The following is a 23,861-nucleotide window of genomic DNA, read 5'->3' on the forward strand; positions in this document are numbered from 1 at the left end:
TGGTACAGTTTGTTTGGCTAGGAATATTTATATAGATACTTCAAAAATCCTATTTAGAGATTAATTTTTTGGTAAAACAGAGATCAATTCTCTCGCCACTCGCATATAAGCCATCGCACCTACTGAAAGCGGAGAATAACCAAATATAGACTGCCCAAATGAAGGGGCTTCTACCAATTTCACATCAATTCCTATATGATTTTCGAAAACTCTGATTCCAAAATTCTCTTTAATATGCTTATGGATTTCATGCGTGACGGTTCTTCTTGTATCAAACATGACAGGAAGAATACCTAGTATAGTAAGCTTGTTATTTAATGATTCTTTGATCTGGAATACAGTTTCCAAGATCTGTGAGAGCCCTTGCATACTTAAAACTTCCATCTGCAACGGTACAAAAATATGATCAGAAGCCGTCAGTGCATTAATACTTAAGATAGATAAGGCCGGAGCACAATCAATCAAAATAAAGTCAAATTTATCTTTCACCTTATCAATAGCATTTTTTAAAAGAAACTCTCTTTGATCTGCATTGACCATATTTACTTCAGCATCTGCCAATGAAACATCAGAAGGTGCTATGTAAACTCTTTCTTTTTTAAGTGCAATTTCTTTCAAGTTCGCGTCCTCAGTCAGTACGTGTGTCACTGACTTTTTATAGTCATTCTGCAAACCGAAATGAAAAGTCATATTGCCTTGGGCGTCCATATCAATCAATAACACCTTGTTGCCTAGTTTGCCTAGCGCCACACCAAGGTTAGTAGTAGTGGTGGTTTTTCCTGTTCCTCCTTTTTGATTTACAATAGCTATAACTTTTGCTTGACGCCCCATATTAGTGAAAAAGTGTTTCTTACTTTGATTGATATTTTAAAATTTCAAATGATCCATTATTCAAATGGATACGAAGTACAAAGACTAAATTAAATATCAACAATTTTAAGCTCAGTACTTTCTTTTTGATGAAGTTCGAAAAAAATCTTAAATAATTAAAGTTCAAACTATTTTATTTTCAAAAATAAAGAGGCTGCCCATTGCTGAACAGCCTCTTCTGAATTTATTTATGAATTACCTAATACTTAGATTAAGCAATCACCTGTCATCTCTTCTGGTTGATCAACACCAACAATTTTCAATACTGTTGGAGCGATATCACCTAACTTACCGTCTTTGATTTCACCGTCAAAATCAGGATCAACAAAGATACATGGTACCAAGTTAGTAGTATGTGCTGTGTTTGGAGAACCGTCAGGGTTTCTCATTACATCTGAGTTACCGTGGTCAGCAATAACGATTGATGAATAACCGTTATCTAAACCAGCTTCAACTACAGCTTTAGCACATTGGTCAACAGCTTCACATGCCGCTACTGCTGCTTCGAATACACCTGTGTGACCTACCATATCAGCGTTAGCGAAGTTCAAGCAAACAAAGTCAGCTTCACCTTTTTGTAATTCAGGAACAATTTTGTCTCTGATATCACCTGCACTCATTTCAGGTTGCAAATCGTAAGTAGCTACTTTTGGAGAAGGAGCTAATAAACGCGTTTCACCTTCAAATTCTTTCTCACGTCCACCTGAGAAGAAGAAAGTTACGTGAGGGTACTTTTCAGTTTCAGCAATTCTGATTTGCTTTTTACCCGCACCTTCTAATACTTCACCTAATGTTTGTGATAAGTTATCTTTATGGAATAATACATCAACACCTTCAAATGTCTCGTCGTACATTGTCATTGTAAGGTATTTGATGTCTAATTTCTTAGTTCCACCCTCAGCAATATCTCTTTGTGATAACGCTTGAGAGATTTCACGACCACGGTCAGTACGGAAGTTGAAGCAAAGCACTACATCACCTTCTTCAATTTTCGCTACTGGCTCACCGTCTACTGTGTTCACTAATGGTTTAACGAATTCATCCGTTACGTCAGCATCATAAGAAGCTTGGATAGCGTCTTGGATGTTTGTTACTTTTTCACCTTCAGCGTTAACCATTACGTTGTAAGCTAAAGCAACTCTTTCCCAACGGTTATCTCTATCCATTGCATAGTAACGACCTACTACTGAAGCAATTTGACCAGTAGTTTTAGCCATGTGTTCCTCAACGTCAGCAATAAAACCTTTACCTGACTTAGGGTCACAGTCACGACCGTCAGTGAAAGCATGAACGAAAACTTGATCTTTATCAAAACCTGCTGCGCTTGCTGCAGTTAATAATCCTTTTAAATGTCCAACGTGTGAGTGAACACCACCGTCAGAAACAAGACCCATGAAGTGGACTTTTTTGTTGTTCTCTTTCGCGTAAGCAAATGCGTCTTGTAATTCTTTAATATCAGCAATAGAACCATCTTGAACAGCTTGGTTGATTCTTACCAACATTTGGTATACCACACGGCCAGCTCCAAGGTTCATATGACCTACTTCAGAGTTACCCATCTGACCTTCAGGAAGACCTACTGCCAAACCAGAAGCTTCTAATTTACTGTGCTTATATTTTTCATATAATGAATCTACGAAAGGTGTATTAGCTTGTGCAATAGCAGACACTTTTGGATCAGGACCAATTCCCCATCCGTCTAAGATCATTAAGATTGTTTTCTTGTTCATGATGATAATTTTATCGTCTTCTTTTTATAAATAAAATGAATGTCGCAAATATACAGTTTGTTAGCACTTTTATAAATGATATTCATCACAATGTAGGTGCAAGATCGGGACTTTTTAAAGTGTCAAAAAAACCTTTATGAGTATCAGATTGTTAATATGAAAAGCTAATATCAGACACTGAGTTAAATAGAATAGTAATTCTTGAAATAGTCCTATAAAATCCGGATGATTTAGCGTATATTAGACGTATCAACTACACTTATATTTTAAACCCATATCACACTTATGAATAGCATACCCAAAGCACTTATTGTCGTCTTCTCTATTTTCTGTTTTTTCTCTTGTGAGCCAGCAGATATTGCAAACACTGCATCTGCTGTAGAAGGGAACTATCTTGTGACCTCTATCTCTGCAAAAACAGGTCAAGGACAATCCTCTTTACAATCCCTTACTGATAAGGACATTGTTGTATTAAGCAAAACAGGTGACCGCTCAGTCAATCTTCAAATTTTTGTGGAGAATGTGGCTGTAAAATTAGGTTCGTCACAAGAGGATTTTGTAAAAAAAACCTACAGTGATGTACTTGTGGAAGGAAATAGAGAAAACAACTCTTTTCAATTGTCGAAGATTACAAATTATGAGACCAACGCCTCATTATCAGGATCAATTAACGAAGATGGACGCCTGACACTCTCTTACCGTATTTCTGGAACAGAGTTTTTCTCCATAACCGCCATCAGAAGATAAAAATTGCATAATATTTGTCTAACATCTTTTAACGTTTGTCTTAATTCAAACCTTGACCAGTTTAGGTTTATTATTTTTTATTATATACACAACTAATATGAAAAAGCTTTTTATTCTATTCGTATTACCCTTAGCCATTTTCACTTCTTGTGGCAGTTCAGTAGATGATGCTGTAAATGATCTTACAGATACTTTGTTCCAATTTGGAGAAACAACAGCTACAATTGATGGTAATACCAAAGATTTCAATAACTACTCTGGATACCAAACTGTAGGCAATACGACTGTACTATATTTTGCAGATATCAAACTTTCAACTACTTCAGCAGACGCAAAAGGTGAAGCAATTGTTTGTATCTTAAATAACGATGAGTTTACTGCAGGTAATTCTATTGATATTAGTCTTACAGGAATTCTTACAGGTGGTCTTTCTGCAACAAAATTACAAACTGCATTTTTATATTTAAATGATGTTTCTGCTCAAGATGTTGTTTCATTAGTAAGCCTTTATACTCAAAAAGATGCTAATTTAGAAACAACTTTAGAACAAGCTGAGTCATTTGATTATACAATCAGACAAGCGTCTTTATTGAATTTCCAAGAAATTTTAACAGGAGATACTCCTAATCTTAAAATCAGCATAGATAAATCAGACGGTAAAACTGTAGATGGTACTTTCAGTTTTACTGCTTTTGGAACTGATGGATCAAAAACTAATGTAACTGCAGGATCATTCAAAGATATTCCTAATGACAACAAATAGTTAATCATTAGTTTTCATAAAAAGAGATCAAGGCCACGAGCTTTGATCTCTTTTTTATATGCCTAATTTTCACTATATTATAGAGCACCCAATTAACAATAAAAACCTTCATGCTATGCTCTATTTACTCTATCTCACTCTGCCAATTATCACTTTTTTCTCACCCAATGAAAAAGTAAAAAAAAACACCTCAAAAGTACTTTTTGAAGTCATCAATTATGACGCCCAGCAACTCAACGGACTTGAACTTGAAATTTATGACAACAAACGGCTTATTGCACGCCTAAACACCAGAAATATTACTTCCATTTCACTCCCTAAAGAAAAATATGAATTTATCCTTTATTACTGTGATGAAACTTTTAAGGTGAAAAAAGAAATTATTGCTCAAAGACATCACTTGGTCTTTGTGGTGGGAGAGAAAAATTGTAAAGAAAACTTACTATTCAGTAAATAATCACAAGTAATGGCATTTAATGCTACAAAAGAAAGGAAGTATTCATTCTAAACCTTAATTTCGCATTCTACAATCTAGATTCGAGGATAAAAAATTAGTAATTAGAATGGAATCAAATACTGAAACAAAACTTACCTTATCAAACCGATTTGATAATATTACAGAGTCAGCTACTTTAGTGATGGCTGTAAAAGCCAGAGAACTCCAAGCTAAAGGTGTCAATGTAATCAAACTGAACCTTGGCGAACCTGACTTTGCCACTCCACAATATATTCAAGACGCAGCCAAAGAGGCTATCGACGACGGTAAGTATTTTTCATATCCTCCAGTACCAGGCTACCCTGAATTAAGAACAGCAATCGCCGAAAAATTACAGACTGAAAACGGTTTGGATTACAAGATGGAAAATGTAGTTGTATCTGCAGGTGCAAAACACTCCATCGCCAATGTGATGCTTAGTATTCTTAATGAAGGCGATGAAGTGATTGTCTTCTCTCCTTATTGGGTATCTTATACAGATCAGATTGTATTGGCAGGTGGTAAGCCTGTGATCTTGAAAGGCGAAATTGAAAACGACTTTAAAGTTTCTGCAGAGCAATTGAGAGCGGCCATCACTCCTAAAACAAAGGCCATCTTATTCTCTTCACCTTGTAACCCTACTGGTACTGTCTTCACAAAAGACGAACTGAGAGAGATTGCAGATGAAGTGAAAAAACACGATGATCTTTATATCGTTTCTGACGAAATTTATGAGTACATCAACTTTGGCGGTCCTCACGTAAGTATTGCTTCTTTTGATGATGTAAAAGACCGCACTGTAGTAGTCAACGGTTTCTCAAAAGGTTTTGCAATGACAGGCTGGAGAATTGGCTATATCGCCGCTCCTGTACATGTGGCAAAAGCGTGTATCGTTATCCAAGGTCAAGTGACTTCGGGTATCAATACGATTACGCAACGTGCGGCTTTGGCGGCATTAAAAGGTGACCGTTCGGTAATTGAAGAAATGAGAGCGGCTTATTTGAGAAGAAGAGACTTACTGAAAGGCCTTTTAGATGATATTGAAGGGGTAAAAACAAACCTTCCTCAAGGAGCATTTTATATTTTCCCTGACTTCAGTTCTTACTTCGGTAAATCTTTTAACGGTCAGGTGATCAAAGATTCTTCAGATTTAGCGTTATATTTCTTGAATGAAGCTCATGTTTCTACAGTAGCAGGTGCAGCATTTGGTGCGCCTAACTGCATCCGTATTTCTTATGCGGCATCTGATGAAGAACTTGTAGCGGCTTGCGAGAAAATAAAAGTGGCTCTAGCAGATTTGAAATAATTTGAAGAGGCAGTTCATCATAATGGACTGCCTCTTATCCTAAAATATTTGATATAAATGGCACTAAGTATTAAAGAGGCCTTAGAGAAATTTAATGGTCTGAAAGCTTTGGTTATTGGAGACGTGATGATTGACTCTTATATATGGGGTTCTGTAGACAGAATTTCTCCTGAAGCTCCTGTACCTATTGTTAACGTCAACAAAATGGAATCAAGAATGGGAGGTGCTGCCAACGTGGCTAAAAACCTTCATTCTCTCGGTGCTCAACCCATTTTATGTGCTGTTATTGGCAAAGACAACGAAGCTGATACTTTTTTAGATCTCTGTGACGAATTGGGTGTTTCAAAAGAAGGCCTTATTCAAAGTGCACAAAGACAGACAACGGTGAAACACCGTGTGATTGCAAGTGCACAGCATGTATTGAGAGTAGACCATGAAAACAGTGCTCCTATCAATGCTGATGATACTGATTTGTTATTACAACGAATTGAAAAGTTATCGGATGATGCAGATGTAATCATTTTCGAAGATTATGACAAGGGTGTATTGACACCTGAACTGATTCAGAAAGTAGTGGGAATTGCCCATAAAAAAGGTATCCCAACTACTGTTGACCCTAAGAAAAGAAACTTCCTGGCTTATGAAGGTGTAACGCTCTTCAAACCGAATCTTAAAGAAATGAGAGAAGGGCTGAAGTTTGATTTTAGTGGTGATGTGATTGATGAAGTGAAAGCAGCAACAAAACTGTTGAAAGAAAAAATGGACAACGAACACACTATGGTAACACTCTCTGAACATGGTGTATTTATCTCTAATCATTCTGAAGACGTTCATATTACTGCTCATAAAAGAGAAATTGCAGATGTTTCTGGTGCGGGCGATACCGTAATCAGTATTGCATCTTTAGCTTTAGCCGTAGGTTTGCCAATGGATAAAGTTGCGGGGTTAGCCAACCTTGGAGGTGGATTGGTGTGTGAACATGTGGGGGTGGTGCCAATCAACAAGGCGGCCTTATTAACTGAAGCTGAAAAGAAACTTTAATTTATGATTTCAAAAGAAGAAAAAAAGGCCGCATTCAAGACGACTTGGCTGAGTATTTTTGGAAATATCATTCTGACCATCACTAAAGGCACAGTGGGAATTCTAGGAAACTCACAGGCTATGATTGCCGATGCTATTGAGTCATGTGCTGATATTATTTCTTCTTTTGTTGTTTTAGCTGGTTTGAATTTTTCTACCAAAGCCCCGGATAAGAATCATCCCTACGGCCATGGAAAATTTGAGCCTATAGCCACCTTTATCACGGTAGGCTTTCTTATTACCTCTGCGCTGATCATAGCAGAACAAAGTATAGAGCGGATCTTATCAGGCGATGCCGTCACACCTTCGTCTTATACTTTAATAGTACTGGGGGTAATTATTTTAATAAAATACTTTCTGTACCGCTTTGTAAAGTACAGAGGAAAAATTCTCAATAGCTCTTCATTAGAAGCTGATGCCGGACATCATAAAAGCGATGCTTTAATTTCTTTGTCGGCCTTTATTGGCATAGGTATTTCCATTTTTGGAGGTGAAGGCTATGAAGCAGCAGACTCTTGGGCAGCACTTTTTGCCGTTGGAATTATTCTTTTCAACAGCTACTTGCTCTTCAGACCTGCTTTTGGGGAAATAATGGACGAAAATTTATATGATGATCTCATTGATAAAGTAAAACAGGAAACCGTAAAGGTGGAAGGTGTAATTGACACGGAAAAATGCTTTATTCGTAAAATGGGTTTTAAATTCTATGTAGATCTTCATATTATTGTCAACGGTGAAATGTCAGTGAGAGAAGGGCATGATATTGCCCACAATGTCAAGGATTCGCTGAAAGCTGATTTTAATGAAATTGCTGACATTCTCATTCACGTAGAACCCAGTCCAAAAAAAGACAAACATTAGACTTAAGACTTCCTCTTATTATGGGATTTAAATCTTTTTTAAGTAAGCCATTAGCGGCTTACATCGTAAAGCAACAAAACGAATGGGCCAACAACCCTAGCCGTTCTCAAGATAAAGTTTTTCAATCCTTGATTCAGGGTGCGAAAAATACAGCCTTCGGAAAGGATCATAATTTTGGAGACATTAGAAATTATGACGATTTCAAGAAGAATGTGCCAATTGTAGACTATGAAGCTTTACGTCCTTATATTGATAGAATTATAAAAGGTGAAAGCGATGTGCTTTGGAAAGGACTTCCTGCTTACTTCGCCAAAACCTCTGGTACCACTTCAGGTGCTAAATATATTCCTTTGACCAAAGACTCTATCCCCAATCATATCAATTCGGCAAGAAACGCTATGCTGAACTACATTCATGAAACGGGAAATGCTAAGTTTCTGGATAAAAAATTAATCTTCCTTTCAGGCAGTCCTGTACTAGGAAAATCTGGCGAAATTCTTTCGGGCAGACTTTCAGGTATTGTCAATCATCACGTACCGGGGTATCTGAGAAGAAACCAAATGCCGAGCTATGAAACCAACTGTATTGAAGATTGGGAGATTAAACTAGAACGTATCATCGATGAAACGCTTGCACAAGATATGTCGCTGATCTCTGGCATTCCGCCATGGGTGCAGATGTACTTTGACCGTATCATCGAAAGAACAGGAAAATCAATCCAAGAGGTTTTCCCTAATTTTGAATTATTCATTTACGGAGGTGTAAATTTTGAGCCTTACCGTAATAAATTATATGACTCAATCGGCAAGAATTTACCTTCCATTGAGCTTTTTCCTGCCTCAGAAGGCTTCTTTGCCTTTCAGGACTCTCAGCATGAAGAAGGAATGCTTTTACAATTGGATTCAGGCATTTTCTATGAGTTTATCCCTTCTGAAGAATACTTTGATGAAAATCCTACCCGTCTGATGATAGACGAGGTGGAAGTAGGTAAAAACTACGCCTTAATCATTAATTCTAATGCAGGACTTTGGGGATATTCTATCGGAGATACTGTAAAGTTTGTTTCTACAGACCCTTACAGAGTCATTGTTTCAGGCAGAATCAAACATTACATCTCTGCTTTCGGTGAACACGTTATTGGTGAGGAAGTAGAGAAAACAATGAAATACGCTTTGGAACAACATCCTGAAGTAAAGATTACAGAGTTTTCAGTTGCACCTCAAGTAAGCCCTTCAGACGGACTGCCGTATCATGAGTGGCTGATTTCTTTTGAAGAAGAACCTAATGATCAAGATGCATTTGCCTTGACTTTAGACAATAAATTAAGAGAACTGAATACGTATTACGATGACCTGATTACGGGCAGTATCACAAGAACCATCGTCATTACACCATTACAAAGAGATGCTTTCCAACAATATATGAAATCAATTGGCAAACTAGGAGGTCAAAACAAGGTCCCTAGACTGGCAAATGACAGAAAAATTGCGGATAAGATCATTGAATGGAAGAAATAAATGCAATCTCTCAATAAAAGGTAATATTTATTGGGAGATTTTTTTTATTTTCGGTTTAAGAACATATAAAATGCACAATTTTTGAAATCTTTTAAATAATAAAAGAGCAAATAGTATTATATCAAGAATTTGATAATGCAGTTTCCGTAATTTTGTATTTTGGTATAAAATTGAATTTTTTTATATAACCAAGCTAGTTAAAAAATCAAACTACTATCAGGGGTCCAATTATGAGTAAAAAAATAAAAACTATATTACTTGTTGATGATAATGACACTGACAATTTCATCAACAACAGAATAATAGAGCTAACCGATTTCGCAGAGGAAATCGTCATTAAGAACTCTGGTAAAAAAGCATTAGAGTTTCTACAAGAACGTTTTGATTATAAAGGTACTTTACCAAGTTTAATCTTATTGGATATCAACATGCCAATAGTGGATGGTTTTGTATTTTTATATGAATTTGAGGCTTTCCCTGAAGAACTTAGAAATCAATGTAAAATCGCTATCCTTTCAAGTTCTGACAACGAATCTGACATAGAACGAATCGTCAATAATGAATATGTAATTAAGTTTATCACAAAACCTCTGACCGAAGAAGGGTTATTGGAAGTAGGTGATTTACTGTAAATATCAATCGAAAGTATTATAACAGAAAAGGTACTTGTTTTTGAAAAGCAAGTACCTTTTTGTTTTATGTAATGTAAATCGACTGTCTGAATAAAATATTTAACCGGCTACAAAGTTGCTCAATCCTACTTTTTTGAGGTATCATTCTAATACTATAAATTTGTGATGCTAAGTACTCTAGTCGACATCAACTGACTTAATTGATAAAAATAAAAAGCAAACCTATAACAATATCACTAATCACTGCTTTCTTCTTAATCTCCTGTGGGAAAAACCTATCGAAAATAGAAAGCGATAATTACTCAGGATATATACATGGAGATCCTTCTATAAAACTAGAAGTTCCAGTTCGATTGGGAGAATTTGGAAGAGGTTTTATCAGCGAGATTCCCTCAGTGCATTATTCTTTAAGGAATAACGAATCTTTAAGTAAAAGAAATTACCTTATCCAAAATTTAGGATTAAAATTCCACTCTATTGACGCTGATGATTATACTTCTAGTTTTTATTTACAAAACGAGATTGTATATAATGGATTTATGCCTATCTCTAATGACAGAGTCGTTGAGTTAATTGGGTTTGGTGAAATGCCATTAGACAGAATGGGTGAAGAAAAATTAGATTTCCACTACATGTTAGTACTATCTAATAGTCAAGGAGAGATATTAGATAAAGATACCCTAGCAATTTTTTCAAATTATGACGATGGTAATGTTGTTTTCCGTGAAGGAATTATTTTGAGTAAAGAGCAATATATGACTATCGATTACGAATATAATACTACAACTAAAACACCTACAGAAATCATCCTTCACCGTAAATTATTTTCGATACAAAAGGATAATTTCGTTTTCAAAGAAATGCTACCCGATGTAACTGTACCTTGTAGTTCTCGTGCATTGTTATTTGTTGGTCAAATTGAAGAGGACGTACAAAATTATTGGGAAATAAATTCTAATCCTGAAAAAAAGGAATTCCTATAAAAATCACCTAGTAAGCTGATAATAGTAATTGCCCTTGAGTATAAAATACTTTTAAAAAACATCCACTACAATTTAGGTTGTATATCTAAATTATAGTGGATTGTACATTATATTATAGGGAGATTATTAATGATGAATAGCCACAAAAACAGTGATATCATCTCTTTGTGTAAAACCATACGTTTCATTATTCAAAACAACCTCCAGTTCCTCAACACAGTCTTTTGTAAACTTCAAATAATACTTCTCTAAGATATTTCTGAAGCGTAAAGAACCGATTTTTCCATTTATACCATTCTGATCGACAAATCCATCAGTGTACAAACAGATTAGAGTATCGGGTTGAATTTGTATTTCAGTGACTTCAAAAGCCTTACTCTTCTTTATATTTCCACCAATAGACCTGTTTGTCGCTTTCAATGGAACAACTCCTGTATTATCAACAAGCAAACCTTTACCTTTTGCTCCGGCATATTGGAAACGGTAATCATAATCTATATAAGCTACTGAAATGTCCATGCCGTCTTTATTACCATCAACGTTGGATTGGCGTAACTTTTCAAAGAAGTAAGTGTCTAAGGCTTCCAATAAATCTGCTGGTGATTCCGGCAGTTCCTCCAAACGGTCTAATGCTTCTAACGCAACCATGGACAATAATGCACCTGGTACACCATGCCCTGTACAATCCCCTACCACCATCAATGTACGGTTGTCAAATTTTCTTGAAAAGTAGAAATCTCCAGAGACGTGATCTTTAGGTTTGAATAGAATACTGACTTCTTTAAATATCTTATTCAATTCTTCTTGTGAAGTAAGCAGGGCCATCTGAATCGTTTTTGCATAACGAATAGAATCTGTCACATGATCAAGGGACTTTCTCAATTTCAAGTGACTTTTTTCTATGTCATCTCTTTGTGATTCTATCTCCTCTTTTTGTGCATTAATTTCTTCGTTGGTCTGCGATAGTTCTTCACCGAACTGAATCAATTCATCACTATTTTTTTGAAGTTTATTCTGAAAAATGGTAGTCTGTAAATCCATTGCTCTTACATCATTACTGATATTCAGAAGTAATGCTAAATCTAACAGCCAATTGAATAGAACTTGATTTGTAGAGGACAAAGGATCAAATAAAGGACCGTCATTGACCAGTTCTATCACAAACAATAAAGTCAGCAGCACCGCACTGTACACTAAAATAAACCGGCTTCTCTTTTTCCCTAAAAACCAATAAGCAGTCACAATCGTAGTCGCTATCCATGCGGATGAATGCGCTTTCATTCCTCCTGCGGCTAAAGACAGGAAAAACAACATGGTTGTCAGAAAGTACAAATAAACAGTACAGAGTGTTTTCCATTTTACTCTTTTCCTCAGCATATAAATCGTAAAGAGGACTAGCATACCTGAAAAAGCAAGTAATCCACTTTGGAAAAATTGCAATTTGAAAAATCCTGCTAAAGTAAAGAAGATGAAAAACAAGAAGCTATACTTCGCTTTTCTCCAAAAACTTTTTTCTTTGTTAAGCTCAATTCTATTGCCATACAACAGTTGAGCATTTAGGGTCGAATTCATAATAAATACCTAAGTAAAGTAATCATGAAACCTGCTGCAATCAATTATAATAGGAGTTGAAAAAGTGCATTAGGTTCTTTTTGTTGTCAGATGCCAGATCATTTCAGATGTAATATTGGCATTCATAATAGATAAAAAAGTACATACAATAAACATGACATTCAGTATCCTAATACACGATGTTACAGGAAGTTTTTTACTAATAAATGTTTATATGGAAATTCAACCTTTCAACAAGAGAAAGTTAATTTTATTTAGAGCATGTTTGAGTAGCGTATTTTTCAAGAATCAAAAAAAGGATGCCTCTCAGCATCCTCTGTATTTATTTCAAGCCATACGTTTTTCGTATCATCTTTTCTGCCACTTTATCCGGCAAGAATCGCTTTGCAAATGCCAACAGTCCTGCATTTCCTCCCGACACATAAATTGGTGATGGTGCATTTTTATCTATCGCGTTCATTACCGTATCAGCGATCACCTTAGAAGATTCTGCTTCAGACATACTTCCTTTCACACTCTGACGAATATTATCAGCATAAGGGAAATACTCTGATCCTTCCGGACAATTGAAATCAGGAACAATGTTAGAAGCAATGTGATTTGGCTCTACTAAAGCTACTGTCACATTAAATTCCTTCATCTCACTTCTAAGTGACTGCGTAAAACCTGAAACAGCAAATTTTGTTGCCACGTAAGCAGAGTAATAGGGTGCAGCAAAACGTCCGTTTAATGAACCAATGTTGATAATGGTTCCTGCACGTCTTTCTCTCATCTGAGGAAGAATCTTTCTTGTCAAATCAATCAGGCCAAAGAAATTTACTTCAAACAAATACCTGTATTTCTCCATAGTGGTCTCCTCTACTGGGCCAATCTGAGATTGTCCGGCATTGTTGATCAATACATCAATTTTCTCATCTTTAATTTCTTCCCAACACTGTGCTATACTTTCCGGATTGGAAACATCCAACGCCACATAACGAACACCTTCTAATTTATCTTTTGTTCTTTCTGGGTTTCGGGAAGTACCAATCACTCGATATCCTTTCTCTACTGCTGCCTGTGCAATAGATCTTCCAATTCCTGAAGAAGCTCCAGTAATGAATAAGGTCTGCTGATTTTTCATAGTTTATTTATTTTCCACAAAGTTAAGAAGTTGTGGGTGTACTCAAAATACTTCTCACAAGGATGTTTTTTTTAATTATTTTTCTAGCTTTTTTTGAACACTTTGAGTAATTAGTTGTTTGAACATATGAACCGCTTAATAATACATATTTGTAATGAAAAATTTTGAACTTTGGAACCCTACACGCCTCGTTTTTGGAGAGAACAGAATTGAGGAAGTCAATAAACATATTCCTGCTGATGCTAAAAATATCCTTTTAGTGTACGGTGGTGGTAGTATCAAGAAAAATGGTATCTATGATGATGTTAAGAAATCGCTACTAGTAGATAGAAATGTCGTTGATTTTAGCGGTATTGAGCCAAACCCTCGTTATGAAACGATCATGAAGGCGAGAGAATTAGCGATCAAGGAGAATATTGATTTTATTCTTGCTGTTGGTGGTGGTTCTGTGATTGATGCTACTAAATTCCTTTGCGTAGCAATTCCATTTACAGAAAGTGACCCTTGGGATATCATCAAAAAAGGATTGGGCAAGAAAGTGAAAGAAGCTGTTCCTTTTGGTACAGTGCTTACGCTTCCTGCTACGGGATCTGAAATGAACTCAGGGTCTGTTGTGACAAGAGAAGAAACAAAAGAGAAGTTACCTTTCGGCGGACCACTTTGCTTCCCTAAATTCTCTGTTCTTGATCCAAGAGTTGTTGCTTCTCTTCCAGAAAGACAATTAGTCAACGGTATTACAGATGCTTTCACTCACGTATTGGAACAATATCTGACTTACCCTGCTCAGGCGCCACTTCAAGACCGTTTTGCGGAAGGTATTTTACAGACTTTAGTTGAAATTGCTCCTCAAGTGATTGCCAATCCTGGCGACAGTACTTTGGCGGGTAACTTTATGTGGTGCTGTACAATGGCATTGAACGGTTTGATCCAGCAAGGTGTACCTACTGACTGGGCAACGCACATGATCGGCCATGAGTTGACAGCATTATATGAAATTGATCATGCTCGTACATTGGCTATTATTGGCCCTAACTTGTACAGAGTAATGTTCAATAACAAGAAAGACAAGCTGGTACAATACGGTGAAAGAGTTTGGAGTATTACTGAAGGTTCTGAGGAAGATAGAGCACAAGCAACTATCGAAAGAACTGTAGAATTCTTCCATTCTATGGGTATCAAAACTAGAATTTCTGATTATACTGAAGATCACGCTGAGGTAGTAAAAACAATTACTTCTCGCTTTGAAGAAAGAAAGTGGGTGGGTCTTGGCGAAAGAGGTGATATCACTTTAGAAAAAGTACAAGAGATTGTAGAGATGAGTATTTAATTTGTAATGCTCTGAGAGTATAAAAAATAGCTTACAGAACTTTTTAATTTTCTGTAAGCTATTTTTTTATTCAGATTTACTCTAACCCCTTCTTCTCTGGATTCCAAAAGGGTTTCGTTTTAATTTGAGAGGATTCCCAATTTAATTCCTTTCTGAAAAATTGAGTAAGGGCCACACATAATCGGCTATCTCCTGCAATATAAACCATCTTTTTCCCTTCTAAATCTGGTAATATTTCTTTTATTTTCTCAATGATTTCTTGAGAGGGATTTTGAGGTAATTTGTAGAAGTCGAAAGGAGTATTCCCATCCAAATCTTCAAACAAATCGCTTTGATTTTGACTATACACTATCCCTTTGACATTCTTATTTGCACCTAGACTTTTTTGGATCATATAAAGGTGTGAAAGTGCCGAAAGATCTCCAATCATCAAATAACTCTCTGCTGAATCATCGGCTAAGAACTTCCCTTTTTTCAACTTAAAATAAAGTTTTTCTCCCACTTCACAATTCGTCACCCAATGTGATCCAATACCATTACTATGTGTAGCAATCGCAATATCAATAAAGCCTTCGTGATGATTTATATCCCAAATACTGTAGCTTCTGACTTTGTCTTTCATGGAAAGTTCTTCCTTTCCAATACCGATACCCATTCTCAGAAATGCACCAGGGTGAAATTCTAATCCTTTTATTTTTTCACTTTGAATACGAATTCTGTAAGCAGATTTTGATAGTTGTTCTTTTTCTGAAATCACAGCTTCGTCCAAAACGACAGATTTCAATATATTTTCTATGATTTTCATTTTTTCCTCTTCAATCTGAACCCTATGATGCGTTCCTTCACCGCAGGTATTCTAATGATGAAACCTACTCCCACTACCACAGCATAGATGGTCCATGTTTTTTCTAAAAGTGCTACATGCACTAAACTTAAAATGATAGCGACATAAGCATATTTCTGAAGTTTCTTCCATTTGCTTTTTAAACGCTTCATTGATTTTCTATTCGATGTAAATAGTAATGGTATTAATATCAATACAGCAATAAAACCAGCTACATAATTCACCTCCGTAAACGTTTCCAGAAAGCCTTCCATCGCTATAAAAATGACGAAATGAAGAATACTCCAAACGGCAGCCGCAATACCCATCGCTTGACGAACAAAAAGATTTGTGACTCCAAACAGTATAAAAAATGGAGTACAAGTCAGAACGGCTGTCAACCATCGGATGGCAAATTCACCAGAGATATGATACAGCATATCCAATGTAGTGCGGTCACCTTTTCCTGTACTTTCTACCAATGACATTGATAGGTCATTTGCCCAGTCAATGTGAATCATTTTACTCAAAATAATCAACGGTAATACTGCAAGGATCGTGACGATGATCCACCCATAGTTTCGCTTTAAAAATACCATTCTGTCTTTTTGTTTGTTAGATTTTTTATTACTGTATTTGTGTTTCTTGAGGTGGTTTGTAAGAACACAAAGTATTGTTTCTATCGAACCACCACAAAATCACTAAAATTTATTCGTTATTGTCTTCTTTCTCTTCAGCACATTTCGATTCTCTCGCCTTAAATTTCTGCATAAACTTCTCTCTATGCATCATGGCTCTACTACCACCACGACCTTTGAAGCGTGGTCTTCCACCCCTGCCAAATAAGATTTTAGACATTGCTAATAACCCTAATGATTGAAGGAATGAAATTGTGGTCAATCCGAATATCACAGGCATTAACCAATTCCATAACTGCATAAAAATAAAGGTAATGGCAGTAATGATGACTGCTCCAAAAACGATCTTTTTAGCTATAAACTTTTTCTTTGAAAACTTTTCCATGTCTTTTTATCAATTTTGACCACCCTTTGGTGATCTGTTGTACCATTAATTTTGAACAATTAGGACTTCATCAATTTGAATAGACTTTCCAATTGTTCTCTTAGATACAATACCGCATATCGCTTTCTGCTGATTAATGTATTGACCGTTTCCCCTGTCATTTCTGAAATCTGTTTGAAGCTATAACCTTCTAATTCATGCCACTCAAAAACTTCTTTTTGTTCTTTGGGCAACTCTTCCAACCTTAATTGAATTTCTTCCCAAATCATGTCTTTCATCAACTGATCATCAGGCATAGTTTCTAGTGAAGGCAATAAATCCATTAGGTTCAATCCTTCCTCTTCATCATTTACTTTTTGATCTTCAATAGAGAGCGGTTTCTTTTTCCTACGGTAATCCACAATCTTATTTTTCGCGACAGTATAGAGCCAGGAGATTGATTTGCGCAAATCAGAGATCTCATCAAATCCCCCTACAAAACTCAAAAACACATCCTGAGCAATGTCTTCAGCATCTTCCAAAGAACCAACCTTTCCTTTGATGTAATTCTTCAAACGGCCTTGTTCCTGTTGGAATGTGTTTTCTATATTTTGATTTTTCTCTGCCATAATTATTGTATCTATCTCTTAAGTCGGATAAGGGCAGATTATATTTTAAGAAAAGTGATATTTTTTTGATTTTTTTTCATGAGAAACAAAAAATGTGTGTTTTTGGGCTTAAAAAGACGGTTTTATGAAGAATAAAAAAGATGGTTATTTTTTCTAGTGAATACAAATAACCCCAACTTATTATTAACAAGATGGGGCTTCATATAAGTACTAAGTCAAAAATAAATCATAGTAAATTCTAATTTATTTTTTGTGAGTACAACGCTAAAAAACGTATTAATAGTGGTTCTATTAAGAGTTTTTTGAAGGAAGTAATCGCAAAACAATAAATAGAATTAGTATGAGATAATTTTGACTTTGTACTTATAAACCTAAAATACTATTTCAATCTTATAAAAAAGGGAATGGCGTAGCAGTTGTAAAATGTTCAGAAACTTCTCCTCCATAAACTGCATCTGTATCACAATCTAATGCTTTAATTTCCGCACCTTCTGAGAAATCTACTTTATCCAAATCCACCCAGAAAATGGAAGGCTTTAATGCCGACTCAAAATAATATCTGTTGGTTTGGTTGTCAGAAATTGTTCTCCAAAGCGTAGCAGAAATATTCGGACGGTCAGGATCTTCCATTCCTAAAGGCACACCAATTGCTCTCATTTGAGACATCACTGAGGCCGTTGCCATATTTTTATCTGTATATTTTGGAGAAGATTCCAAAGCATAACTTAATCGCACAAAACGATCAGCCGCATTGATAGTTCCAGGCAACATTTTGCTACCACCAATCAATTTCCAATATTTATCGATGGCAATCTGCTCCGAGTAAATCGGTGAATTGGTCATCACTCTATATTCTCTACTATGATTAATGACTAATTCTCCATCCAAGAACTCTAAAATGGCAGAATCACCTGTTTTATCTGAAATAGATAAGTGAACTGTTGCTCCTCTACCATTAGGAAGAATTGGTGCAACAATAATGAAAGGTACATCTTCCATCGCCTCTACGGCTTCCTCTACAGTTGCATAATTATCTAAGAAATATTGTGCCCAAGCTCCTACAGAAAGTGTTGGCTTATTGCTTGTTGCCACATCTCCATAATTTGATTCTGCTAAGTAAAGAAGATTTGTTGTCAAACCTGCTTCATTCATTCCATCCGCAGTACCGGCATTATAAAAACTAGCTCCTATTGATCCATATTTTGAAGTCCATTCGATAGGGTTGTTATTCGTTCCTCCATCTTTTTGCATTCCTCTAGGGTAAATCCATAATGACGTTTGAGCAGTGGGATCATTCCAATCCATACCACGACCTACAATAAATTCTTGATTTCCTGTTTCATAAATAATTCTTGAACACATAATAGCAATATTTTGATTGATAAATAATTAATTTCTGTAATCGAATAAGTTGATTATAAATAGATTGACTCCTTATTGATCACATTACAAATGTCGCTGGTTCAAAAGCGAATGATATACAAGATTTGAGTAAGTGGTTACAAGATTTCGGCAACTCTTTATTTTTGGACAAAAAAATCCCCATCAATGAAAAATTCATCAATGGGGTAAAAGTTAAAAGTCTAATCAAATTAATTTATTCTCACCACTATAAGAAAGGAAATGCTTCTTGAGGAGTAAATTCTTTTGATACTTCACCTGAGTAAATAGCATCTGAACAGCAGTCCAATGTTTTTACTTCTGTATTCTCAAAATCAATATTATCAAGGTCTACCCAGAAAATAGCAGGTTTTACTGCTGACTCAAAGTAGTATCTGTTGGTTTGGTTATCAGCGATTGTTCTCCAAAGAGTAGCTGAGATATTTGGGTGCTCAGGATCTTCCATCCCTAGAGGTACACCAATTGCTCTCATTTGAGAAATCACTGAGGCTGTAGCCATTTCTTTATCTGTATATTTTGGTGATGACTCTAATGAATAGTTCAATCTCACAAATCGGTCTGCCGCACTGATTGTACCTGGCAACATTTTACTACCACCAATCAATTCCCAGTACTTATTGATAGCGATTTGCTCAGAATAAACCGGTGAGTTGGTCATCACTTTATAGTCTCTGCTGTGGTGAATTACTAATTCTCCATCATTTAAGTATTCCAAAATTGTGGAATCTCCTGTTGAATCAGATAGCGATAAATGTACAGTAGCACCTCTACCGTTGGGTAATAATGGAGCTGAAATAATAAATGGTGCATCTTGCATTGCTTCTACAGCTTCTTCAACTGATGCGTAATTATCTAAGAAATATTGTACCCAAGCACCAACTGACAACGTAGGTTTATCGCTTTGAGCAACATCACCATATTCTGATTCCGCTAAGTAAAGTGCGTTGACCACTAAACCTCTTTCATTCATTCCGTCTGCAGATGAGATATCATAAAAACTTGCCACAACAGAACCATATTTTGAAGTCCATTGGATGGATTTGTCTCCTGCTCCTCCATCTCTTTTCATGTTCTTAGGGAAAATCCATAATGAAGTTTGAGCGTTAGGATCGTTCCAGTCCATACCACGTCCTGTAATAAATTCTTGGTTGCCTGTTTCATAAATAATTCTTGAACACATAGTTGTAATATTTTTTCGATTGATAAATAATTAATTTTTTGTAACCGTTGAAGGTGAATAGATTGATTTCCCTTTTGATTACATTACAAAGGTAGGGGGTTGGTATTCCAATTACTTTCACGAATTAGGCATCAGGTTGTACGTTTTCGTTAAAGTCAAAAACAGTTATTTTATCAACGCGCACCACGACTGAAGTCATGGGCAGGTGATATTAACTCCAACAACACTAAAGTGTTGCTTACGTGACCAACCTTCAAGACTTCAGTCTTGATTAGGTTGGACTATCACCTGCCCATAGTTTTAACTATGGTGCCTGAAACATTCGTAATTTTTCTACCCTAGTACATATAAAAAAAGACCAAAGTGGGTTTCACCTTGGCCTTATTGCGGATAATACTAATAGACTATTATTAGTGTCTTTATGAAAGTTTTAGCTGACTGAACTGATGGAAGCTATCATATTTACTTTCCTTTGTCTCCACTTCCAATAACTTTGAAAGGTCTTCAAATTGTTGAGCTCTTACAGGGCTTTTTAACCACTCCACATAATCTTCTTCTGAGTGCCATCCACATAATATCATAAATGAGTTGTCATCTTCTGATGACAACATCAACTCACCATATTGGAAACCATCAATTGTAGCCGCACATTCTTCAATGGCTCTTCTTTGTGTATGATAATCGGCCGCTTCTTTTGCTGTCCCGTTTAATACTTTTACCTCTAGCTTCGACCAGAAATTAATTGCTTTTTCGTTTAACATAATTCTTTGATTTGATTTTTGATAAGACAAAATTAGAGGTTAGGTGAAGGAATTATTGTCACAGTTTGGTTAAGTATTTATATGATTTGAGCATTTTACCATAAGTTTATTTTCCTACTTTTTTGACAAAATAACCTGTAATTCATTAGATTAGTATATTGCTATTTATAGTGTTTTTAATGATCCAATAGCTCAAAATCAATCATAATGCTAGAAAAAGATAAATACACCATAGATCCTAAAGGAGCACATCCACACGATGCCTACCAACAGTTTGCTGATGACTTAGGGGGCACTTGGGATGGTGAAGAGCTTAGAATCAAAACAGATTGGTGTGATATAAAAGGATATTCTTTTGAGTTTTTAGACAAGTTTATTGTAGCTGTTTTTGAAATGGACTCCGATCGCCCAGTCATCACTAAACATACCGTACTTCCGGATGATCATTACATTACCGTCCGATTGGGTTTAGGTGCTACTTATAAGAGAGATGGTACTGTCAAAAAATTTAATAATGCAGGTATCTTGATCTTAAACTCTACTCAAGTACATGATTTCGAGTTTCCTCAGGGTAAAGGTAATCAATGGGTTTCTATTCGCTTTTCATTGAGTTTCTTTCAGCAATTTGCCAAACGGACTAATTTCAAAATGAAGGAGCTTTTTGAAAATGACAGCCCATGGATCAATTATTATTCACAAAACGCAGAAATTGAAAGTAGAGTAAGAGCGATTATTAAGAATTTGGATAAAGAAAAAAGACAGCACGCCTTCTTTTTTACAAAGGGCATTGAAATCATTGAGCTATTAAAAACAAAAATTGAAAAAGACGCTGAAAAGCATAAAAGAAATATTCACCCCGAAGATCTAAAACTGATGATTGATTTAAGGGATAATCATCTTTCAGATTTCACAGAAATTCCCAATCTTACTGAATTAAGTGATAAGTACGGCATGAGTGTTTCTAAATTAAATCGTCTTTTTAAATCCATTTTTGATAAACCTATTCTTCAGTTTTATAATCAGCAAAAAATAGAAGAAGCTCACCGACAAATTATTTATACCAATAAAAGCTTAACCGAAATATCCATGGACTTAAATTTTAGTCATGTTGGACATTTGAGTCAAGCTTTTAAAAATCATTTTGGCTATGCTCCTTCTGCTTTGAAAGGGAAGAATATTGATTATTTTAATTAGAACAGAACCAATTACTACACTGTAAACTGAGTTTCCGTTAACTTCCAATTGATCGTTCGCCAAGCATTTATAGGAGCTACTTTCAAGCTTCCTTTTCTTCATTTTTGTCTTAACACAAAAACGAAGCAAAAAAGTCAAGGCTTAGAAGTCAAAAGCTAAATTCCATTACTCTCGCCTAAATGATTTTAAACTCGCTTTGCTCAAACAGGAAAATCATTTTTAACGGCTCAATACATGAAATTCTTAACGCTTTTCTCTTCAAGGCCGGGGGAGCACTACTAAACAAATTAGATAGAAAGCCAATACATTTATTTTTCATAGAGTTCAATCGGCAATTCATCTGGATCATCAAAGAAACAGAACTTTTTACCCGTATGAGGATCTATCATAATATCACCGACAGGGACTTCATTTTCTTTTAGAAAAATGATACTGTCTTCTATACTATCTACCTCAAAAGCAATATGTCTTAGACCTCTCGCTTCAGGCCATGAAACTCTTGGTGGATTATTGGGGAAGGAGAATAATTCAATTAGGTATTGTCCATTAAATGACAAATCTAGTTTCCATGAATCTCTTTCTTCTCGGTACACTTCCTGAAGAATTTCAAAACCCATAATTTCTGTATAAAACTTTTTTGATTTGGGATAATCTGAGCAGATAATGGCGATGTGGTGTAATTTATTTAGCTTGAGCATTTTTATTTATATACTTAATAATCTTTTAAAAGCGACACTTTGTCTTTCACTGACTTCTACTTCACTACCACAACTTAATGTAAGCTGTAGTTTCCCTTTGAACCATGTGTCTATGTCTTTGATATGATTGACATTGACCAACTGCTGTCTGTTCACTCTGAAGAAAAAGGTCTTATTTAAACGGCTTTCTATTTGATTCAAAGACTTATGAAGTAGTGGGGATTGATCATTAAAATAAACTTTAGTATAATTTCCTTCCGTCTCAAATAATGATACATCAGACAGTTTTGTGACATAACATTGGTCTGAATCTTTGATAAAGATACTGTTTTCTAAACTTAATTCTTGAATATCTTCTTCTTCAATTCTGATTTTTTGAATGGCAGTACTTAAACGCTCTTGTGTGATGGGTTTTAGTAAATAGTCGATCGTATTATAATCAAACGATTTGATGGCATATTGATCATAAGCAGTAGTGAAAATGACATGGGGAATATGATTAATAGTATTCAAAACTTTAAAACCATCCATATCCGGTAAGTGGATATCAAGAAAAATCAGATCGGGATTCAATTCATCAATCAACTTGATGGCCTCTTCTCCTGTATCCGCTTCGGCTAGAACTTCTATTTCTTTATGTTTTTTGAGTAAGTGCTTTAGTTCTAGTCTCGCTAAATGTGAGTCTTCTACGATTAAAGTTTTCATGTTAGTTTGTATTTAAAGTGATTTGAGAAGTGACAATATTTTGAGTTTGAAAAATGGCAAAGTTTACATTTACTGATAGCTCTGATTTTAGTCTTTGCACTAAGTTTTTCAGACCAATTCCACTATTTAAATCTCCCTTCAACTCTCCCGCATTTTTTACAGTGATTACGGCTTTACCTTTCTCTTCAAAAACATTGACTTCAATCTTATTGCCTTTTTTAATTTCTCCATGCTTAATCGCATTTTCAAGTAACAACTGAATTGAAAGTGGTGGAATATCTACATTTTCTAAACGTTCATCTACATTCAAAATAAAATCTACCTTATTCCCGAAGTGCAATTGATTGAGTTGGATATAGTTTTTCACTACCTCTACTTCCTCCCCAATACTTACTAACGTTTTATTCTGATAAGTACTGAGACAAATTAAAATATAAGCTATATTTATACCCTAATTATGGGTCGTAAAACAAAAGTTATAG

At 35.6% G+C, this 23,861-nt stretch carries 25 protein-coding genes; 11 read left to right on the forward strand and 14 right to left on the reverse strand.

The window, feature by feature from the left end:
* Positions 1–60: 60 nt before the first annotated feature.
* Both HHU12_RS13070 and gpmI read right to left on the reverse strand, forming a co-directional pair.
* Positions 61–831: a ParA family protein gene (locus HHU12_RS13070; protein ID WP_169657191.1), complete on the reverse strand. Its 771-nt coding sequence runs from the start codon at positions 829–831 to the stop codon at positions 61–63.
* A 245-nt stretch (positions 832–1,076) separates the two neighbouring features.
* A complete protein-coding gene (gene gpmI, locus HHU12_RS13075) occupies positions 1,077–2,600 on the reverse strand; it encodes a 2,3-bisphosphoglycerate-independent phosphoglycerate mutase (RefSeq protein ID WP_169657192.1) in 1,524 nt (507 codons plus the stop codon).
* Positions 2,601–2,885: 285 nt separating this feature from the next.
* On the opposite strand from gpmI, the gene HHU12_RS13080 reads away from it, so the two are divergent.
* The 9 genes from HHU12_RS13080 to HHU12_RS13120 all read left to right on the forward strand — a co-directional run bounded on the left by HHU12_RS13080 (position 2,886) and on the right by HHU12_RS13120 (position 10,964).
* Complete coding sequence (locus HHU12_RS13080) at positions 2,886–3,347, forward strand: hypothetical protein (protein WP_169657193.1); 462 nt, start codon at positions 2,886–2,888, stop codon at positions 3,345–3,347.
* A 97-nt stretch (positions 3,348–3,444) separates the two neighbouring features.
* Positions 3,445–4,110, forward strand: a complete 666-nt coding sequence (locus HHU12_RS13085; RefSeq protein WP_169657194.1) for a hypothetical protein — start codon at positions 3,445–3,447, stop codon at positions 4,108–4,110.
* Positions 4,111–4,225: 115 nt separating this feature from the next.
* Positions 4,226–4,567, forward strand: coding sequence for a hypothetical protein (locus HHU12_RS13090; protein ID WP_169657195.1), 342 nt, complete (start codon positions 4,226–4,228; stop codon positions 4,565–4,567).
* 106 nt (positions 4,568–4,673) lie between these two features.
* Positions 4,674–5,891 carry a pyridoxal phosphate-dependent aminotransferase gene (locus tag HHU12_RS13095; RefSeq protein WP_169657196.1) on the forward strand — a complete coding sequence of 406 codons (1,218 nt, stop codon included), beginning with the start codon at positions 4,674–4,676 and terminating at the stop codon, positions 5,889–5,891.
* Between the two features lie 57 nt (positions 5,892–5,948).
* Positions 5,949–6,932: a bifunctional heptose 7-phosphate kinase/heptose 1-phosphate adenyltransferase gene (locus tag HHU12_RS13100; protein ID WP_169657197.1), complete on the forward strand. Its 984-nt coding sequence runs from the start codon at positions 5,949–5,951 to the stop codon at positions 6,930–6,932.
* A gap of 3 nt (positions 6,933–6,935) precedes the next feature.
* The gene (locus tag HHU12_RS13105; RefSeq protein WP_169657198.1) at positions 6,936–7,832 is read left to right on the forward strand and encodes a cation diffusion facilitator family transporter; all 897 of its coding nucleotides are present in this window, start codon (positions 6,936–6,938) and stop codon (positions 7,830–7,832) included.
* Between the two features lie 20 nt (positions 7,833–7,852).
* Positions 7,853–9,349 carry a GH3 auxin-responsive promoter family protein gene (locus HHU12_RS13110; RefSeq protein ID WP_169657199.1) on the forward strand — a complete coding sequence of 499 codons (1,497 nt, stop codon included), beginning with the start codon at positions 7,853–7,855 and terminating at the stop codon, positions 9,347–9,349.
* 230 nt (positions 9,350–9,579) lie between these two features.
* Entirely contained in the window at positions 9,580–9,981 is a 402-nt protein-coding gene (locus HHU12_RS13115) for a response regulator (protein ID WP_169657200.1), read from the forward strand.
* Positions 9,982–10,181: 200 nt separating this feature from the next.
* A complete protein-coding gene (locus HHU12_RS13120; RefSeq protein WP_169657201.1) occupies positions 10,182–10,964 on the forward strand; it encodes a hypothetical protein in 783 nt (260 codons plus the stop codon).
* A 126-nt stretch (positions 10,965–11,090) separates the two neighbouring features.
* On the opposite strand, the gene HHU12_RS13125 is transcribed toward HHU12_RS13120, so the two are convergent.
* Positions 11,091–12,536: a SpoIIE family protein phosphatase gene (locus HHU12_RS13125; protein WP_169657202.1), complete on the reverse strand. Its 1,446-nt coding sequence runs from the start codon at positions 12,534–12,536 to the stop codon at positions 11,091–11,093.
* A 322-nt stretch (positions 12,537–12,858) separates the two neighbouring features.
* A complete protein-coding gene (locus HHU12_RS13130) occupies positions 12,859–13,659 on the reverse strand; it encodes an SDR family oxidoreductase (protein ID WP_169657203.1) in 801 nt (266 codons plus the stop codon).
* A gap of 154 nt (positions 13,660–13,813) precedes the next feature.
* On the opposite strand from HHU12_RS13130, the gene HHU12_RS13135 reads away from it, so the two are divergent.
* Positions 13,814–14,986: an iron-containing alcohol dehydrogenase gene (locus HHU12_RS13135; protein ID WP_169657204.1), complete on the forward strand. Its 1,173-nt coding sequence runs from the start codon at positions 13,814–13,816 to the stop codon at positions 14,984–14,986.
* Between the two features lie 76 nt (positions 14,987–15,062).
* On the opposite strand, the gene HHU12_RS13140 is transcribed toward HHU12_RS13135, so the two are convergent.
* The 7 genes from HHU12_RS13140 to HHU12_RS13170 form a co-directional block, all read right to left on the reverse strand.
* Entirely contained in the window at positions 15,063–15,791 is a 729-nt protein-coding gene (locus HHU12_RS13140) for a siderophore-interacting protein (RefSeq protein WP_169657205.1), read from the reverse strand.
* Positions 15,788–16,408 carry a ferric reductase-like transmembrane domain-containing protein gene (locus HHU12_RS13145; protein WP_169657206.1) on the reverse strand — a complete coding sequence of 207 codons (621 nt, stop codon included), beginning with the start codon at positions 16,406–16,408 and terminating at the stop codon, positions 15,788–15,790. The genes HHU12_RS13140 and HHU12_RS13145 overlap by 4 nt, the downstream gene beginning before the upstream one ends.
* 109 nt (positions 16,409–16,517) lie before the next feature.
* Positions 16,518–16,832 carry a hypothetical protein gene (locus tag HHU12_RS13150; protein ID WP_062620200.1) on the reverse strand — a complete coding sequence of 105 codons (315 nt, stop codon included), beginning with the start codon at positions 16,830–16,832 and terminating at the stop codon, positions 16,518–16,520.
* A gap of 59 nt (positions 16,833–16,891) precedes the next feature.
* Positions 16,892–17,440, reverse strand: a complete 549-nt coding sequence (locus HHU12_RS13155; protein ID WP_169657207.1) for an RNA polymerase sigma factor — start codon at positions 17,438–17,440, stop codon at positions 16,892–16,894.
* Positions 17,441–17,830: 390 nt separating this feature from the next.
* Positions 17,831–18,802, reverse strand: a complete 972-nt coding sequence (locus HHU12_RS13160; RefSeq protein ID WP_169657208.1) for a linear amide C-N hydrolase — start codon at positions 18,800–18,802, stop codon at positions 17,831–17,833.
* A 247-nt stretch (positions 18,803–19,049) separates the two neighbouring features.
* The gene (locus HHU12_RS13165; protein WP_169657209.1) at positions 19,050–20,021 is read right to left on the reverse strand and encodes a linear amide C-N hydrolase; all 972 of its coding nucleotides are present in this window, start codon (positions 20,019–20,021) and stop codon (positions 19,050–19,052) included.
* Positions 20,022–20,440: 419 nt separating this feature from the next.
* Complete coding sequence (locus HHU12_RS13170; RefSeq protein ID WP_169657210.1) at positions 20,441–20,782, reverse strand: antibiotic biosynthesis monooxygenase; 342 nt, start codon at positions 20,780–20,782, stop codon at positions 20,441–20,443.
* Between the two features lie 207 nt (positions 20,783–20,989).
* Between HHU12_RS13170 and HHU12_RS13175 the strand changes: the two genes are divergently transcribed.
* Positions 20,990–21,976, forward strand: a complete 987-nt coding sequence (locus HHU12_RS13175) for a helix-turn-helix transcriptional regulator (protein WP_169657211.1) — start codon at positions 20,990–20,992, stop codon at positions 21,974–21,976.
* A 308-nt stretch (positions 21,977–22,284) separates the two neighbouring features.
* Here HHU12_RS13175 and gloA2 read toward each other — a convergent pair whose 3' ends face one another.
* From gloA2 to HHU12_RS13190, 3 genes are read right to left on the reverse strand one after another with little or no spacing between them, the layout of a single operon-like run.
* Positions 22,285–22,674, reverse strand: coding sequence for an SMU1112c/YaeR family gloxylase I-like metalloprotein (gloA2, locus tag HHU12_RS13180; protein ID WP_169657212.1), 390 nt, complete (start codon positions 22,672–22,674; stop codon positions 22,285–22,287).
* Positions 22,675–22,680: 6 nt separating this feature from the next.
* A complete protein-coding gene (locus HHU12_RS13185) occupies positions 22,681–23,379 on the reverse strand; it encodes a LytR/AlgR family response regulator transcription factor (RefSeq protein WP_169657213.1) in 699 nt (232 codons plus the stop codon).
* Position 23,380: 1 nt separating this feature from the next.
* Positions 23,381–23,746, reverse strand: a complete 366-nt coding sequence (locus tag HHU12_RS13190; protein WP_169657214.1) for a LytS family sensor histidine kinase — start codon at positions 23,744–23,746, stop codon at positions 23,381–23,383.
* Positions 23,747–23,861 lie beyond the last annotated feature (115 nt).

Source organism: Flammeovirga aprica JL-4 (genome assembly GCF_012844305.1).
In the GTDB taxonomy this organism is placed as follows: Bacteria; Bacteroidota; Bacteroidia; order Cytophagales; family Flammeovirgaceae; genus Flammeovirga; species Flammeovirga aprica.